At 56.1% G+C, this 16007-nt stretch carries 16 protein-coding genes; 8 read left to right on the top strand and 8 right to left on the bottom strand.

Annotated features, from left to right (window positions below):
* Nucleotides 1-10: 10 nt before the first annotated feature.
* Complete coding sequence (locus tag SCARR_RS23755; RefSeq protein WP_136064351.1) at nucleotides 11-991, top strand: hypothetical protein; 981 nt, start codon at nucleotides 11-13, stop codon at nucleotides 989-991.
* Between the two features lie 23 nt (nucleotides 992-1014).
* Here SCARR_RS23755 and SCARR_RS23750 read toward each other — a convergent pair whose 3' ends face one another.
* Genes SCARR_RS23750 through SCARR_RS23740 form a run of 3 tightly spaced genes read right to left on the bottom strand, consistent with a single transcriptional unit; the run spans nucleotide 1015 to nucleotide 2546 of the window.
* A complete protein-coding gene (locus tag SCARR_RS23750; protein WP_136064349.1) occupies nucleotides 1015-1320 on the bottom strand; it encodes a nitrous oxide-stimulated promoter family protein in 306 nt (101 codons plus the stop codon).
* Between the two features lie 10 nt (nucleotides 1321-1330).
* Nucleotides 1331-2002: a hypothetical protein gene (locus SCARR_RS23745; protein WP_136064347.1), complete on the bottom strand. Its 672-nt coding sequence runs from the start codon at nucleotides 2000-2002 to the stop codon at nucleotides 1331-1333.
* Nucleotides 1908-2546 carry a porin gene (locus tag SCARR_RS23740; protein ID WP_136064345.1) on the bottom strand — a complete coding sequence of 213 codons (639 nt, stop codon included), beginning with the start codon at nucleotides 2544-2546 and terminating at the stop codon, nucleotides 1908-1910. The genes SCARR_RS23745 and SCARR_RS23740 overlap by 95 nt, the downstream gene beginning before the upstream one ends.
* A gap of 509 nt (nucleotides 2547-3055) precedes the next feature.
* Between SCARR_RS23740 and SCARR_RS23735 the strand changes: the two genes are divergently transcribed.
* From SCARR_RS23735 to SCARR_RS23720, 5 genes are all read left to right on the top strand, one after another.
* Entirely contained in the window at nucleotides 3056-4327 is a 1272-nt protein-coding gene (locus SCARR_RS23735; RefSeq protein WP_168433564.1) for an alginate export family protein, read from the top strand.
* 408 nt (nucleotides 4328-4735) lie between these two features.
* Nucleotides 4736-4903, top strand: a complete 168-nt coding sequence (locus SCARR_RS28415; RefSeq protein ID WP_168433563.1) for a hypothetical protein — start codon at nucleotides 4736-4738, stop codon at nucleotides 4901-4903.
* Nucleotides 4896-5372: a DUF6036 family nucleotidyltransferase gene (locus SCARR_RS23730; RefSeq protein ID WP_136064341.1), complete on the top strand. Its 477-nt coding sequence runs from the start codon at nucleotides 4896-4898 to the stop codon at nucleotides 5370-5372. Before SCARR_RS28415 ends, SCARR_RS23730 begins: the two co-directional genes overlap by 8 nt.
* A 117-nt stretch (nucleotides 5373-5489) precedes the next feature.
* Complete coding sequence (locus SCARR_RS23725; RefSeq protein ID WP_136064338.1) at nucleotides 5490-7025, top strand: FG-GAP repeat protein; 1536 nt, start codon at nucleotides 5490-5492, stop codon at nucleotides 7023-7025.
* A 53-nt stretch (nucleotides 7026-7078) separates the two neighbouring features.
* Nucleotides 7079-8401 carry a DEAD/DEAH box helicase gene (locus tag SCARR_RS23720; protein ID WP_136064336.1) on the top strand — a complete coding sequence of 441 codons (1323 nt, stop codon included), beginning with the start codon at nucleotides 7079-7081 and terminating at the stop codon, nucleotides 8399-8401.
* A gap of 113 nt (nucleotides 8402-8514) precedes the next feature.
* On the opposite strand, the gene SCARR_RS23715 is transcribed toward SCARR_RS23720, so the two are convergent.
* The 4 genes from SCARR_RS23715 to SCARR_RS23700 form a co-directional block, all read right to left on the bottom strand.
* A complete protein-coding gene (locus SCARR_RS23715; RefSeq protein ID WP_136064334.1) occupies nucleotides 8515-8979 on the bottom strand; it encodes a hypothetical protein in 465 nt (154 codons plus the stop codon).
* Nucleotides 8976-9638 carry an RNA polymerase sigma factor gene (locus SCARR_RS23710; protein WP_136064332.1) on the bottom strand — a complete coding sequence of 221 codons (663 nt, stop codon included), beginning with the start codon at nucleotides 9636-9638 and terminating at the stop codon, nucleotides 8976-8978. The genes SCARR_RS23715 and SCARR_RS23710 overlap by 4 nt, the downstream gene beginning before the upstream one ends.
* A gap of 80 nt (nucleotides 9639-9718) precedes the next feature.
* Nucleotides 9719-10468 (bottom strand): uracil-DNA glycosylase, encoded by a 750-nt coding sequence (locus tag SCARR_RS23705; RefSeq protein WP_136064330.1) that lies wholly within the window; start codon nucleotides 10466-10468, stop codon nucleotides 9719-9721.
* On the bottom strand, nucleotides 10468-11379 hold the full coding sequence (locus SCARR_RS23700; RefSeq protein ID WP_136064328.1) for an RluA family pseudouridine synthase: 912 nt from the start codon (nucleotides 11377-11379) through the stop codon (nucleotides 10468-10470). The genes SCARR_RS23705 and SCARR_RS23700 overlap by 1 nt, the downstream gene beginning before the upstream one ends.
* 87 nt (nucleotides 11380-11466) lie before the next feature.
* On the opposite strand from SCARR_RS23700, the gene SCARR_RS23695 reads away from it, so the two are divergent.
* Complete coding sequence (locus SCARR_RS23695; protein ID WP_136064326.1) at nucleotides 11467-12228, top strand: competence/damage-inducible protein A; 762 nt, start codon at nucleotides 11467-11469, stop codon at nucleotides 12226-12228.
* 177 nt (nucleotides 12229-12405) lie between these two features.
* A complete protein-coding gene (locus tag SCARR_RS23690; RefSeq protein WP_136064324.1) occupies nucleotides 12406-15477 on the top strand; it encodes a LamG-like jellyroll fold domain-containing protein in 3072 nt (1023 codons plus the stop codon).
* Here the strand turns inward: SCARR_RS23690 and SCARR_RS23685 are convergent.
* On the bottom strand, nucleotides 15458-15985 hold the full coding sequence (locus tag SCARR_RS23685) for an O-acetyl-ADP-ribose deacetylase (RefSeq protein ID WP_136064322.1): 528 nt from the start codon (nucleotides 15983-15985) through the stop codon (nucleotides 15458-15460). The two genes, SCARR_RS23690 and SCARR_RS23685, sit on opposite strands and share 20 nt — an antisense overlap.
* Nucleotides 15986-16007: the final 22 nt, after the last annotated feature.

Below are 16007 nucleotides of genomic sequence, written 5' to 3'. Positions count from 1 at the left end.
GAACATCCACATGAAAACGCTGCTACGATTCACCTTGGCCCTCTTGGCCATGCCCCTCCTCCTTGCTGGCTGCCTGACCACCGCCGACGACGGCACGGAAATGGTGATACCGAAAACAAAGCAAAACGACTACCTGTCGAAGACCGTCTCCCCGCAAACCTACGGATTTGAAGTCTACCCCGTACAGGGCGGAATCTCCTACCGGGGCACCTGCCACCTGCATGCTCGCCATATGGCCTCGGCCAACTTCATCAAGGGCAACATTCCGGTGATCGACATCCGCGGCAGCGCCGCGAGAAAGAAAATGGACGCCCTGCTCGACGTCAGCTCGCCGTCATCGTGGATCGAGTTCGCAACCTCGCAGCGGTTCGACGCCGACTTCATGGGCTGGAACGACCAGGTCATGCCCTACCGGGGCGTCTACAACACCGGAGGCGTTGACGCCTATGCCGGCCGGATCTCCCAGCTCCGCATCAAGCAGCTGATGATTGAAGACGTTCCGTTCTACATCCGCATGGCCACCGGCTCCATCGGCCCACTGGCGCGCGGCATCGAAATCCCCAAAGTCGATGCGGTGATCGGCTGGGAAACGCTGAGCCAGTTTGAATACATTCAGTTCGACCTGAGAAATGAATCGGTCCAGTTTTCATCGACCATTCCCTATGTGCCGCACGAGCAGCTGGTGATGACCCAAGCCATGATTGTCAAGCTGCCCAACTACGGGCTGGCAGTGAGGGGCGCCATCTACGGCGAAAGCATGCCCATCCTGCTCGACTTTGCCGGCAACTATAATTTTGCGCGCGGCGACAAGCGGGTGACCTCCACCAAGCAGGTGAGCATTGGCGACATTGCCTTCCGCAAGGTTCCAACCCTGATGCTGCCGGTGCACAACTCTCCGCCCCGCGCCGGCCGTAAAATGCTCGAAGAATATATTGTGACCATCTGCAACAAGAAAGGCGTGGTCTACTTCGAGCTGCACCCAGAGGACTAGGACTGATCAAAGCCAACGGTGCGTCAGCGTCCGGGGGCTCTTTTTGAACGGAGCAGGTGCCGGACGGCCAGCACCGGGTGGCGCCAGATCATCCGGGGGCCCGAAAAGCGCATAGCCGTTTGAATGCGCTCGCGCATCTCCGGTTTGTAGCAATGCACCGAGCACTGGTTGCAGACCGGCTTCCCGGCCCCGAAAGGGCAGTGCGCAATCCGCTCCTCCGCATAGGCCAAAAGCACGCTGCACTCGGCGCACAGCCCTCCAGCCGCGCCATGCCGGGCGCGGCAGTGCATACGGATCATAGCGGAGGCAGTACGGGCTTCGAGGTTCATCCGTTGGGTTTTATTGAAAGACCCAGCCCATGCCAAGGTTGAAACTGTTTTTCCGGCTGGCAGAACTCTCGTCGTCCATAAACTGATAGTCCGCCTTGACGACAAACTGCGCGGTGAGCGGCACGTTGACGCCGATGGCCACCTCGGTGCGGTCGTTGGCATCGTCCTTGTCGACGTTGTCCGGAACCTCGTGCTGGGTGTCATATTCCTCGTAGCGGATGAACGGAATAATGTCAGCCTCGGCCAGCTTGCCGCTTTTCCAAGAATCGGGCATCACGCTCACGCCGCCTTCGAGATACCAGCCGAAGACTTCTTCGCCGGTATCCCGATCAAATGCATCCTGCAGATCGTCGGCATCGGAGTTTTTCCCATAGGCAGCCACGCCGCGGAAACGGAAGCGCGAAACGTCGTATTCAAAATCGGCGGAACACATCGAGAAGGTGTTGTCCACGCCATTGTCGCCGCCGCCATTGGAATTGTCGGTGCCGCCGTAGTAGCCGGAAACGCCCACGCGCAGGTGCTGCTCGGCGGGAAGATCGGCATCCACGAACGGATAAAAGTCCAGCCGGCCGGTCACCGCCGCGTCGTTAAAGCTGGCCCGCTCTTTGATGCGGCCCTTGCGCACGCCGTCCTTGGCGCGGAACTTGGAGCCGTCCAAGTCCTGCGACCACATAAGCTTCATAGCTCAGCCAGCTCAACGGATAGCCAAAGATTCCGATGCCGTCGACCGACCACGTTGAAGGAATGATGTTCTTTTCCATGTTCGGGCGTTCCACCCCGAGGAACAGGGTCGGCTCATGCTTTTGATTAATGATGCCGAGCGGCGCCAAAACACGGCCGGCGCGGACATTGACCGCATCGGCCAGCAAAAAATCGACATAGAGCTGCTCAACCGAGAGTTCACCGCCATTCGAGCCGTCATCGCTGTCGGCTACAAAAGCATGCTCGAGCTCCGTCTCGGACGTCAGCTTGATCCAGTCGTTAAAGTCGTAGCCCACATACATCACGAGCCGATGGATATCAAATTGGTCGTCGCCTCCCTCCTGAAAGTTGGCGTGGATTTCTCCATAGCCGCCCAAGTGGAGCTTGCTGGCCTGTCCCTCAAGAAACGAAAGGTCGCCCTGCTCGTTCTTCAAGTTTTCAATTTCTGTGTTCATAACCGCCAGCTGCTCTTCGAGGGCCTGAATGCGGTGGTCATCCACTGCGCCGGCAGCACCGGCCACCATTTACACTAATACGGCGACACCGCATCGTTTCAGCAATTGATGCTTCATGTTTTTCTCCTGTTGTGTTGGACGGGGCACATACCAGACGCTGGCAAAACAGGAATGAAGAAAAAAAAGACCGGCGGAAAATACGAGAAGCAAACGGGAAACCCGAGCGGCTTCGGGCGGCTGAACGACCCTTAAAAGGCTGATTTTATCAACAAGCCCTGCACCAGCACCCGGTTCACTCGCTGAACCCGCGCACCAACATGTTTATTCAATCAACCTTCAGGGCCACCCCGATAGGATTAACCGGCTCAGCATTCCGAACCGCAAAGCGCGAAAACTACCCTTTCGAAGCGTCTTGTCAACGCCTTGTTCGGATTAAGTCTAAACAACCGCGCCACCGCAAGGAACATTCCGATCATATTTATCACCATTCCCTTGTTTCCTCCTTCCCGGAAAAAAGATAGAAAATGCACGTGGCAACAGAATGTTGCCAAAAGCCAACAACATATTAGGGGATGCATATGAAATACTTGGTTACCGCCACACTGATGATTGCGCTCGGCGCAACCGCCGCCGAAGAACCCGCTGCAATTCAAAAAGTCGAAACACCAGCCCTTAGCGAACCACAGACGCTGCCCACGCTCGACAGCCTGTGGAACAAAGCCAGTGAAGGAAGCGAATTGAAGCAGGCACTGGTCAACGGAACACTCAAAGCCGAACTGCTCCTTGGCTATGAATACTCCGACCTCGACGACAACGGGCGCGACGCCGCCAACGCATTCCTCTCCCGAACACGCATCAGCTATCTTACCGGCGACTACCGCGGTTTTTCGGCGTTTGTGCAGGCGCAGTATGTCGGCCCCCTCAACGACACGTTTTCACCGAAAAACAACAAATACGACACCGTTGCTGATCCGGAAGAGTTTCGCTTCCACCAAGCCTACCTCGCCTATACCGGCTACGACTCGCATGCGCGGATTGGTGCGCAGGAGATCATTCTCGACAACGCCCGTTTCATCGGCAACGTCGGATGGCGCCTGAACGCACAGTCGTTCAACGCCGGATCGATCGCCAACGAGTCCGTCGAAAACCTGAAGCTGTACTATGCGTATGCCGATAGCATTAACCAAATCAACGGCGAAACCAACGACGACCGGCAGTACCACATGTTCAACGGCGAATACCGGCTCACTGAAAACAACCAGGTTTCCGCATTCGCCTACCTCCAGCGCAACGACGAGGACGGCTCCGGCCCCGACCAGCTCGACACCTTTGGCGCCCGCAACTGGGGACAGAGCGACAACCTTAACTACGACTTCATGGTGGCGCTCCAGCGCCATGCCTTTTATGGCCACGCCTTTGGCGAGGCCGTACTTGACCGGGTCAACATCGGCGGAGGCATCGAATATATCTCCGGAGGCGACGATTCAAACGACCGCTTTCAAACCCTCAACGGAACCGCCCACAAGTTTAACGGCTGGGCCGACCAGTTCCTCGGCACCGGCGGCGGACTGGAAGCCGGCTTGATCGATGCCTACGGGCAAGTTTCCGCCACCGTGCTCGAAAAGCTCAATCTGCTGGGCGTCTACCACTATTTCCACACCGCCCACAAAACCGACTCCGGATTTGACGGCGACTACGGACAGGAATTCGACTTACAAGCCAAATACTCCGTCTGCAAAAACTTTGACGTGCTGGCCAAGTGCGCCTACTACATCAAAGGCGACAACCACGCCGGCAACACCACCGCCGACGAAACCGTATTCTGGCTGCGTGGCACGCTTAAATTCTAAATCGACCCTGAAAAACATCCTTCCAAGAGCCGGCAGCCTCCGGTTCTTGGATTTTTTTAACCCCAATTATAGTGTGCTTTTGCTGGGATTTTTGGCTGTTTCCAGGAATGCCGGAAAAAAAGCCGTTTTCTGAGTAACGTTCTGAAAACTTCCCACGTATTCATTAGTGAACCCAACAAAACCCAAATCTGAAGCGCAAGCAACCCAAGTGAACCCAAACCCACTGCTGAATGCTTCTACTGAAATTACTCCTAAGCCCCGCCTTCTGGCGGGGTTTTCTTTTTGCCCCACACTCCTCCGCAAACGTGCAGGAAAACACGCCCTTCCCGATGGAGGCAACCCGCACCCTCAAAAATTACCTTTTTTTGAGCTATGGCGAAGGCATGCTGATCCTGTAATTTCCAATCCATGGAAAAAAATCCGGCAGTTCATGAAGAAGCAGAGGCTTATGGAATCGATGTTTCCCTAATCCGTGCCAACCTCCGGCTGACACCGGCAGAACGCCTGCGCCGCCATGATAAAGCCCTGAACACCATGAAAAAACTCCGCGCGGCCATGGAGAAGAAACGTGGATGACCTCTCAGATATCATTGAACGCCTGGTTGAAAGCGAAGTAGACTTTGTACTGGTCGGAGGACTGGCGGCTGTTACACACGGAAGCTCGATGACCACACAGGACATCGACATCTGTTGCGATTTTTCTTCTAAAAACCTGCTTCGCATCCAAGCCGCTTTGGCGGGCCTCCATCCCGTTCACCGCATGACAACCCATCAAGTCCCGCTGGAATTGACGGAAACAAACAGCCAAGCACTGAAAAACCTCTACCTCGACACCGACTGGGGACAACTCGACTGCCTTGGCGAAATACTCGGACTCGGCAGCTTCGAAGAGGTGAAACAGCGGAGCGAAACCATTGTGTTGGATGGAATGGAATGCCTTATCCTGCGAATTGACGCCCTCATCACCGCAAAAGAAGCCATGAGCCGCCCCAAAGACATCGAAACCATCAAGCAGCTTAAAGCCATCCAACGGGAAAACACCTAACTCCGCGCCCGGCAGAATTCATTCTGTCAGTCACCCTCCCATTTTTCCTTTCAAGCTTCCACCTTTATAAATACTTCTGGACACTACATCGTTTTCCATGATCAAATCGCCATCGTTATGATGCGTACAACAAAGCCATTACAGCATCAGCTTTGTGTAGGATTCTTCCTGCTAGCAATCGGCCAAACGGTATTTGGCCAATACACCGCAGAAGAATTATACCCCACCCTCGACCAGCCCGAATCGCGCTTTGGCACCTCAGTCGACATATCTTATCGGACGATTGCCGCTGGCTCCCCATCTGTTGATGGAACAACAACAGGTGCAGTACATGTATTTGAACGAGCTAACGGCCTTTGGACTGAAACGGCAAAACTGATCGCTAATGATGCACGAACTGATGATGGATTCGGTGCCGTAATTTGCGGAAGCAGCAACATAATAGTTACCGGGACGGCAGACTATGCCGTAAACGGGAATACTGCTGTTTATGTATTTGAATCCATTTCAAACAATTGGACTCAAACAGCTAAACTGACAGTTACTAATGCTGGTGCATGGGATCAGTTTGGCATCGATATTGATATTTCGGGAACAACCATCGCCGTAGGTTGCCCTCGGAGCTGGTGGACCTATCCCCCTGGTTCCGTTTACATTTTCGACTTCATTGACGGGGTCTGGACTCAAACTGTCGAGCTGGTGGCTCCCGATGCCGCAGAATTTGATCATTTTGGCCAATCTGTAAGTATAGACGATGACATTCTCATTGTGGGTGGATTTGGCGAATCTGATCCATACTATACTGGTTCGTACGATGACGAACCATATGGGGCAGCATATAGATTTGTAAGAACTCCTTGGGGTGATTGGAGTTCAGGCTACAAAATAGTGCCCTTTGATTTAAGACGTGGATCATATTTTGGCCATACCGTGGCCATAGATGGAGACAGTTATGCAGTAGGAGCACCTGGAGACGGCACAGTATATGTTTACGGATCTCATCCAACAACCAAACTGACCGGATACGGAACAGCTATTGACTTATGTGACGACCATCTGGTGATTGGCGGATCTGCACATCTTTTTGAATACACCAATCTAACATGGAACTATCAAGGCTCCCTTTGCTCTCAAGCTTCCGGACTACCTCCGTCTTTTAGCGGAAATATAAGCATTTCAAAGAATGTTACAGTTGTAGGCAGGTCCACCTATAATGCCCATGGAAACTGGGAATGGCACGGCGAAGCATATGCGATTGAGCGAGATAGCGATTCGGATGGAGCCGGAAACCCCACTGAGCTAATTATTGGCAGCAATCCCCATAACCCGGATTCTGATGGCGATGGATCAAACGATGGGCACGAACTGGATTCCGGAACAAGTCCATTGGACAGCAATGATGTATTCAAGGTGGTCGCTCAAGGCTCAACAACGGATTTGGTATGGATGGAGTGGAACGCGAAATACAGGAAAGCCTATCAGATTCAAAAAAGCTCGGACTTGATAAACTGGAGCTCTGCCCCCAGCAACTCTATCCATGAAATATTCAAGAGCCTGCAAATCGCGCCAACCAACGGCCCTCTGCTTTACGTTGATCCATCCCCTATTTCAGAGAAATCCTTTTACCGGGTTCTGTTGAAGCAACAACTATAATTTCAAACCCAAATCATTTTGCCTATATCCCCGCCGCCCGCTACGTTCCTCCCATGCAATTTTCTGAGCTTATTCCGAACGAAAAGATTCTCCACGCCATTACCGACTGCGGTTTTGAAACCCCGACCCCCATCCAAGCCGAGGCCATCCCGGCCATCCAGTCCGGGCGCGACATCATCGGCTGCGCCCGCACCGGAACCGGCAAAACAGCCGCATTCGCCCTGCCGCTCATCCAACGACTGGAAGACACTTGGACCGCCGCGCGCGAAATCCGCGTCCGCTCCCTGATCCTCTCCCCCACCCGCGAGCTGGCCATTCAGCTGCACAAAAACATCAAGGCCTTCGCCGTGCATACCGAGCTCAACACCCTGCTCGTCCACGGCGGAACCGAATACATCGATCAAATCATGGCCCTGCGCAAAGGCGTCGACATCCTCGTTGCCACGCCCGGACGCATGCTCGACCTGATCGACCGCAAAGCGCTCAGCCTCGACCAGGTGGAAGTGTTTGTGGTCGATGAAGCCGACCGCATGCTCGACATGGGCTTTGCCCCCGACATCCGCAAAATCGCTCCGATGCTGCCCCAATCCCGGCAAGCGCTCTTCTTTTCGGCCACCATGCCTGCGGCAGCGCTCCATCTGGCCAACGTGATCCTGCGGAAGCCAAAGCATGTTTCGAGCGACCCCGTCTCCGCCGCCGCCGAAAACATTGCCAAGACGCTCTACTACGTGGAAAAGAACAATAAGTTCGCCCTGCTCGAATGGATGCTGCGCCGCCTTGAATATGAACGCGTGCTCGTTTTCTGCCGCACTCGGCGCGGTGCCGACCGCCTGACCGAGCAACTCAAAAAATCGGACCTGCCTGTTGAAGTGTTTCATGGCGACAAAACGCAGACGCACCGGCAGAATATTCTGGAAGACTTCCGCTCCGGCGAAACGCCCGTGCTCGTGGCTACCGATCTTGCCGCCCGCGGGATCGATATCGAAAACATTTCGCACATCATCAACTTCGACCTGCCCAATGAGGCCGAAACCTTCGTCCACCGCATCGGACGCACCGCGCGCGCCGGCGCATCCGGCATTGCGCTGAGCTTTTGCGATCCCTCCGAAAAAAGCTACCTGCGAGAAATCCTCACCCACCTCGGCGAAGAGATCGAAGTTGATGAAGACCACCCCTTCCACAGCGAGCAGATCAAAAACTATTCCGGAAATGTCCAATCCAAGCACACCCCGGACAAACAGGTCCACAAGCACAGCAAGATCCGCGAACAAAATTCGTGGCGCCTCGCGCCCGTCGAAAGCAATAAGCTCCACGCCAAATCCACCGGCCCCAAAAAGAACGTCCGCCGCAACCCGAAGAAAAAGAAAACAGATTAATTAGCTGTTGCACTGGTCACCGGATCTACGGGCGATGCCAAGACAAAAAAAAAGCGCCCGGCTTGCTGCTCGGGCGCTTTCCCTTTCGGGAGGGGGAGGAGAAATAACAGGGACTACTTTTCAATCCGCCCAACAAACTTGATGTCGCTGCTCCGGTTCCCTTGCGGAAAAAGCGCAACGTTGTCCGGAAATTTGGGGTAGGAGATGGAGTTGGTGGCGGTAGAAATCGAGTTTACGGCGACAAGACTGGTTGAGGGGGCATAGATGCCGGTTCCGGTGCTCGACTCGTGCCGGGCATTGATCCCGGCATACTGCAGGCCGACAAAGGCCACAAAAAGCAAGGCCACTCCATATTTTGGTTCTGCAAAGAGCCACGGCATGTTGATCTCCAGCAGATCGCCCAGAGATTTTCGCTTGCTGCCGTTGGCTTGGCGCACCATCCGCATAATGTTTTGCTTGTTGCGGGTCATCCGAGCAGTTTCAGGTTTTTCGTACTGTTTCAGATGCATCAACTGCTTCAATAGAAGCTCGGTCTGCTGCTCGACCGTCGTGTCTAGGTTGTCTTTGCTGCCCATCATTTTACGAACTCCGCCAATTCTGACTGCATTTGCCTTCTTGCATAGAATAATCTTGATCTCACCGTGCCTACCGAGGCCCCTACCACTTTTGCGATTTCTTCGTGCGGTATCCCCTGCATATCATGCATAACCACAACGGTTCTGTGCTTTTCTGACAGGCTCTGCAGGGCTTCGTTCAATTTTATTTGAAGTTCCGATAAACTGATGTTCCGCAGGGGCGATCCTTTGGACGTTAGATCGTGGTAGGCCTCGTCGCTTTTGATCTCTTGATCGAACGAATCCAGGCTCAGGGTGCGCTTGCGGTTGCGCTTTTTTCGGTAGTTAATGGTCTTGTTGACCGCTATGCGGTAGAGCCAAGTGTAGAAGGAGGATTTACCTTTAAACCGTGGCAATGCGCTGAAGGCCTTCACAAAAACCTCCTGGGTCAGATCCTCGGCGTCCTCGCGGTTCGAGCACATGTTGTAGGTCAAACCGTAGATTCTTCCGTGATAGCGATCCACCAAAACGTCAAACGCCTGTACATCGCCCTGTTGGGCTTTGAGAACAAGCTCCGCATCAGGAGGGCCCTCCTCTTCCGGAACTTCTTCCAGAAGGGCATCAGGCCGCTCCTCTATTTCCTCCGGAAGCTCTTCCGGATCGCTCTGTAAATTTTTTATCATGCTTGAGCGCCATGTTAGGCGAAAGCGCACCCCTTTCCAGTAAAATCTTTCAAGACATGAAAAGGATGATCACCGTTCAATTATTTTCGTGGAGGCGGTTCCCGGCCCAGTTCTCCGAGAACCAGCTGCAGATCCGCCCAGGCATCCTTCTTTTTCGTCGGGTCGCGCAACAAATACGCCGGGTGAAAGGTCGGCATCAGCTTGATGCCCTCATATTCCTGCCAAACGCCGCGCATGCGCGTAATGCGCACCGGCTTGCCCAACAGCCCCTCCACCGCCGTGCCGCCGAGGCCGACAAGGATCTTTGGCTGGATCAGCCGGATCTGCTGGCGCAGGTACGGCAGGCACAAGACCATCTCCTCGCGCTTCGGCTTGCGGTTATCCGGCGGGCGGCACTTCACCACATTGGCAATATAAACCTCGCTCCGCTGATAGCCCATCGCCTCGATCATTTTTCCGAACAGCCTGCCCGCCTTGCCAACAAACGGCCGGCCCTGCGCATCCTCTTCCGCGCCCGGCCCCTCGCCCACAAACATGATCTCCGGCGAATCGGCGCAACCCTCGCCCGGAACCGTCGAGTTCCGCTCTTGGCAAAGTGGGCAGTTCCGGCACGTGGCAATATGCGCGGCAATTTCTTCCAGCGATTTAAAGTCGGCCGGAATCGGCGTCGCCTCAACCGTCACCGTCTCCGGTTTTTCCGCTTCCGGCTCCTTGGCCAGTTCCTCAAGCACCGCGCGATCGACCTCCAGCCGCTGAACGCCCTCGTCGCGCTGATATTCGAGATATTTCTCTAAATCCTCGATCAAGCCCTGATATGTTGTTTCCGCCATTATCCGTTCCGTAAAAGTTCCAAAAGTTGGTGCATATCATCAAACAACGGCGCTTCGAAGGAAAGCCTTTTCCCCGAACCCGGGTGCGCAATCCCCAACTTAGCGGCATGCAGCATCTGCCGTTCCGGCATCATGGGCAGATTATGCTTCCGAGCGCGCCCATAAACCGAGTCGCCCACCACCGGATGCCCCAAGTGCGCCATATGCACCCGAATCTGGTGTGTCCGCCCCGTTTCGATCTTCACCTGCACCAGCGTCACCTCTTTAAACGTTTCCAAGGTTTTGAAATTGGACACCGCCTCGCGGCCGCCCTCCTCCAGCACCGCCTGCTTCTTGCGGTGCCTTGGATGCCGGCCGAGCAGCGTCTCGATCCGTCCGCTCTCCGGAGGTCGCCCCCAAACCAGCGCCAGATATTCCTTTTCGGTCTCCCTGGCCTTGAACTGACGGCGCAGCTCTTCCAGAGCCTTCGCACTCTTGGCCACCACCATCACGCCGCTCGTATCCTTATCGAGCCGGTGCACAATGCCCGCGCGCTCCAAGGTCTGAAACACCGGATCATAAAAGAGCAGCCCATGCAGCAGCGTGCCCGTCGAGTTCCCGACCGCTGGATGCACCACCAGCCCCGGAGGCTTGTTGAGCACCAGCAATGCATCATCTTCAAACAGAATATTGAGCGGAATTTCCTCCGGTTGCGGTTCGCTCGGCCCCTCCTCCGGCAAAGTCCAGCAAAGCTCATCGCCGGTCTTCAGTTTTTGGTTCGGCTTGCACGCGCCCCCGTTCAGGGTCACCCGCCCGCCCTGGATCAGCGTCTTCCAGAACGAGCGCGACACCTCCGGCACCGCCTCCGCCAAAAACGCGTCCAGCCGGCCGGCGCGGCAGGGCTCCACCGTTATTTTTTCGTTTTTATGCATGATTTTCCCTGCCACTAATCCACACTAATCGACAATGTATTACGAAACAAAACGTAGATTAGTGCAAAAATCGGAGACCAGCGGTTTATGAACATCCAAGCAGAACTCATTTCCATCGGCAACGAACTCCTCAGCGGGCGGACGCTCAACACGCACGGGCGCGACCTCGGCGAGGCGCTTGCCGCCATCGGCCTCCAGCTTTCGCGCGACACCACCATTCCCGACGACATCCCCGTCATTGGAAGCGCCGTCGACGAGGCGCTTGCCCGCGTTGATCTCGTTTTCGCCAGTGGCGGACTCGGCCCCACCATCGACGACATCACGCGCGATGCGCTCGCAAAACTGCTGAACCAAAAAGTTGTGATCGACCAACCCACCGTCGATTATCTCAAGGAATGGTACGAACAGCGCGGGCGCACCATCACCCTCGCCTCCACGCGCCAGGCGCAGGTGCTCGAAAGCGCCGTGGTCCTGCCCAACTCCGTCGGAGCCGCCCCCGGCCAGCGCATCGAACTGCCCCAAAAGAAAATTCTGTTTGTACTTCCGGGGCCGCCCAATGAGTTCAACGCCATCCTCTCCGAGGAAATCATCCCGTGGCTTAAAAAGCGCTATGCCGACGCCCGGCCCCGGCTCGTGCGCGTAGTCTGCACCCAAGGCATTGGCGAGTCGGATATTGTCACGATTCTCGAAGCGACGGGCTACGAACCGCAAGGCATCGACCTTGGCTTCTACCCCGGCATGGGCAAAGTGGAAATCCGCCTTGCCGCCGCCCCCGGCCACGAAGCGCGCATCGAGGAGGCCGAACAAACCCTGCGCGAGCTCCTCGCCGGCCACCTCGAACTCTCATAACGGTTAGTCGTGCCAGCGGATTCCGATCCGGTGTCGTTGCGTGTCCAGACGCCGGATCGGAATCCGGCGCAGCTTGCCCGTTTGAGGCGGCTCGCAACACCTATAAAACATTGATTAGGGCTTCCCCACGCCTCGGATGCGGAGTAAAAATAAGCAACACACTCTGGGAGATTCAATATGAAAGCTTCTTTGACAACGCTGTGGCTCGTTTCTTTCATCGCGGGAGCATGTGGTTTAATGCCCGCCCATGCCACGGTCGTGGTCAACAGCCTAGAGGACGTTCCGGCGACGGCGCCAGGGCATGTCACGCTACGCTCAGCACTCGCTCAGGCCGCCTCCGGGGAATCCATCGTTTTTGATCAAAGCCTCGATGGATGCGTCATAGAACTGTCCATCGTGGGCGAAGAGCACTCCACGCTGAAAGGCGAAGTGATGGGCATAAACGACACGCCCAGCGGCCAGATCTCCTACCTCGTGGGCTACTTCGAGCGCGACTACGGCAGCTCAGCCCTCTACGCACAGAAGAACGTCGTGATTGATGCTTCGGCCCTCCCGCTGGGCATCACGTTGAAGTGGGGAGGCGGAGACCTGAACCCGGCCCGCGTGTTGGCGGTTTACGGGAACCTAACGATGAAGAACGTATCGATTACCGAAGGCCGGAGCGTGTCGATTGAGTTGCCGGCGCCCGATCCAGAGGTTGAATACGGGCAGGTGTCGACCCGTGCGCGCGGCGGCGCCGCGGCTGTGTGGGGCGTTGCGCATCTGGAAAACTGCCGGCTGTATGGCAATGCCTGCAGCCAAGCATGGAACATGCCGGTTCGCGATGGCCGAGAAGGCGGCGTGTTCGGCGGCGGCATCTATGCGGATGTGGTCGAGATCAGTGATTGCGTGGTCAGCGGGAATACATTGGCCGGCGCCGGGGTCTCCGGCGGCGGCGTTTTTTCGGTGGGCGGCGCCGACGCGGCGCAGACGGTTTCGACCGTTGAGCGGTCCGCCGTCACGGGCAACCGGATCTCCGGAATCTTCGCCTATGGCGGCGGGGTCTATTCGGATGGAGGCGGCATTGGAAAATCGAAAACCTTAAAACTGCTGAACTGCACCATTGCCGAAAATCTGGTCGATATTTTAGTTCCTTTGTCCTTTGGATACTGGCGCGGCGCCGGGGCATACGCATCGAACGGCAACCTTCTCATACAAGGTTGCTCCGTCGTCGAGAACCAGACCCACGGCGTGGCGCGAACCAACGAGCTGGGCAAGTCCAACCTGGCGGGCGGGATTGCCGCCACCATCGGCAACGCGCATGCCGTCGAAAGCATGACCATTGGCCACTCCATCGTGGCCGGCAATACCGTCCATGAATTCGGCGGTTCCGTCTATAACCAGGATATCTTTACAGGATCCCTATTCGAATTTATCAGCCTGGGGCACAACCGTATCGGCGCCATCAACTTCAGCCAGATTCTCGTCCCCGTCGGCGAGCGATACTGGAATTCGCTCTGCCGGAAGCACTACCCGAAAACAGGAGACCAGGATGGGGTTGATATAGCCGACGTTCTCGACCTCGACGGTGGCGTCACCCGCTCAGCGGACATTCTTTCGGCCGGAGTAGATGCGCTGAATCCAGCCGTGCTCCGCTATTCCCCCAAAGGAAACGCCATCGACCAGGTGCCCGCTTCGGCCTATTCCCTGAATAAAACCCTCGCCGAATACGATGTAAAACCGTCAGACAACAACTTTCTGGAAATCATGCTCGGGCGGATTGAGGACGAATATAACCTTCCCAACTTTGCTTATTCATTCACGACAAATTTTGAAGCCTTCCTGACGACCGTAGACAGCGACAACACCGAGACAAATGGTATCCAACCCTACACCGATCCCGACGGGGATCCGATCCTGACACTGGCGGGCACTCTTTGGTTCGGCCCTGCCGACACTTGGCCCTCGCAGCTCAGCAACTATCCCTACATCGAGTTCTGGCATCGACTAGACAAAGCGCTTGAGGCTGAAAACATTCTGGGGATGGGGCCTGAATTGCTGGGCGACGACGCGTGGCAGGCCCTCTTCGATGACGGTGATTTAACAGAGAATCACCGTATCGATTTTTCAATCTGGACCTCAAGCTACAGCGCCTTGCCCTTGACCATGGACCAGATACGCATCGACCGGCCAGCGAACGGGCTGGGCGACATCGGAGCCGTTGAGTTTATCCCTCCGACGCCTCCCCTGCTGCACTGGAATCTTGAGGAGGGCTCAGGCACAAACACCACGGAAACGATTTCCGGAGAAACGAATGTTGCCGCCTTAGTGGGTTCCTGCACATGGAGCAATGAAGCGGTTTCCCTCGGGATCGACGGTTACATCGACGCCGGAACGCTGAAAACGGATGGAAGCTACATCGCCGGCAGCCACCCCGATTCCACAACAGCCGCCAACAGCTGGACCGTCACCGCCTGGATCAACCTCTCCCCTCGTCAGGAACTCAGCGGAGACCGAATCATTGCCTCATCGGATGCCGGAACCGACGGATGGCGCCTGTTCACTCGCGAAGCCGGCGGCATTCCCGAAAGCCTCGGGTTCGACTTTGGCGGCACACGGGTCGACAGCCTCAAAAGCATCCCTCTGGAAACCGATGTCTTCGTGGCGCTCATCGACAGCAACGCCGGGCACCGCTTCGCAATCTGGGATGGATCGGACTGGCAATTCAGCTCGGGCACCGCATCCAACTCTATTCGCCTCCAAGGGATTGAACTGGGTGCTTTCGATGGAGCAGCGGCCTTCCAAGGCATTATCGACGACGTACGCATCTATGGGCAGGCGCTGGATCAGTCCGAATTGGACCGAATCGCGCAAGTGGATGCCGATGGAGATGGACTCCTCGACTACCTTGATGAGGACGACGACAACGACGGGCTCACCGACGCCGACGAAGCGGCCATCGGCACTGGCTCCAAAAACCCCGATAGCGATGGCGACGGCGCGGACGACCGCAGCGAAGTGCTTGCCGGAACCAACCCCTCCGAGAAAAGCTCACTCTTCTGCTTCGATGACATCGCAAACTCAAGCACCAACATAGTTGTTCGCTGGAGCAGCGCCTCCAACCGCACCTATTCGCTGTGGGGCGCGTCCAATCTTGCCTCGAACGACTGGCAGCTCATCGACAGCGGCGTCACCAGCACCGTGCCCATCAACGTCTATGCAGCAGAACCGTTGCAAAACAGCCGGTTTTTCAAAGTGGAGGTGGAGTAGGCTGCCCAAAAGTGGCCAGCACCTTCTGATACACCTCAAGGTCTTCATCCGAAAAGCAGACGCAATAAACCTGCTTGACGCGGCTCCCCTCGTCCAGCGCGCGGAAGATTTCGCTCAGCGCAATCCCGCAGGCGCGCTCAAACGGGAAACGGTAGATGCCCGTGCTGATGCAGGGAAAGGCGATGGTATTGATCCGATGCTCCTCGGTCAACTGCATCGCCGACCGGTAGCAGGACGCCAGCAGTTCGTCCTCGTGCTTGCCTCCGCCGGACCAGACCGGGCCCACCGCGTGAATCACATAATGGGCGGGAAGATCATATCCCTGGGTGAGCTTGGCCGATCCTGTAACGCAGCCGCCAAGCATGGCGCAAGCCGCCTGCAGCCGCGGGCCCGCCGCACGATGGATGGCCCCGTCCACCCCGCCTCCGCCCAACAAGGTGCAGTTGGCGGCGTTGACGATTGCATCGACTTCGAGCTTTGTGATATCGCCTTTAATTATCTCAACCATGACAGGTAGGATTGTGCACCTC

Source organism: Pontiella sulfatireligans, from assembly GCF_900890705.1.
Taxonomy (GTDB): Bacteria; Verrucomicrobiota; Kiritimatiellia; order Kiritimatiellales; family Pontiellaceae; genus Pontiella; species Pontiella sulfatireligans.
Note: the sequence above shows the minus strand (reverse complement) of the source record. Positions and strands in the feature narration are given on the sequence as shown.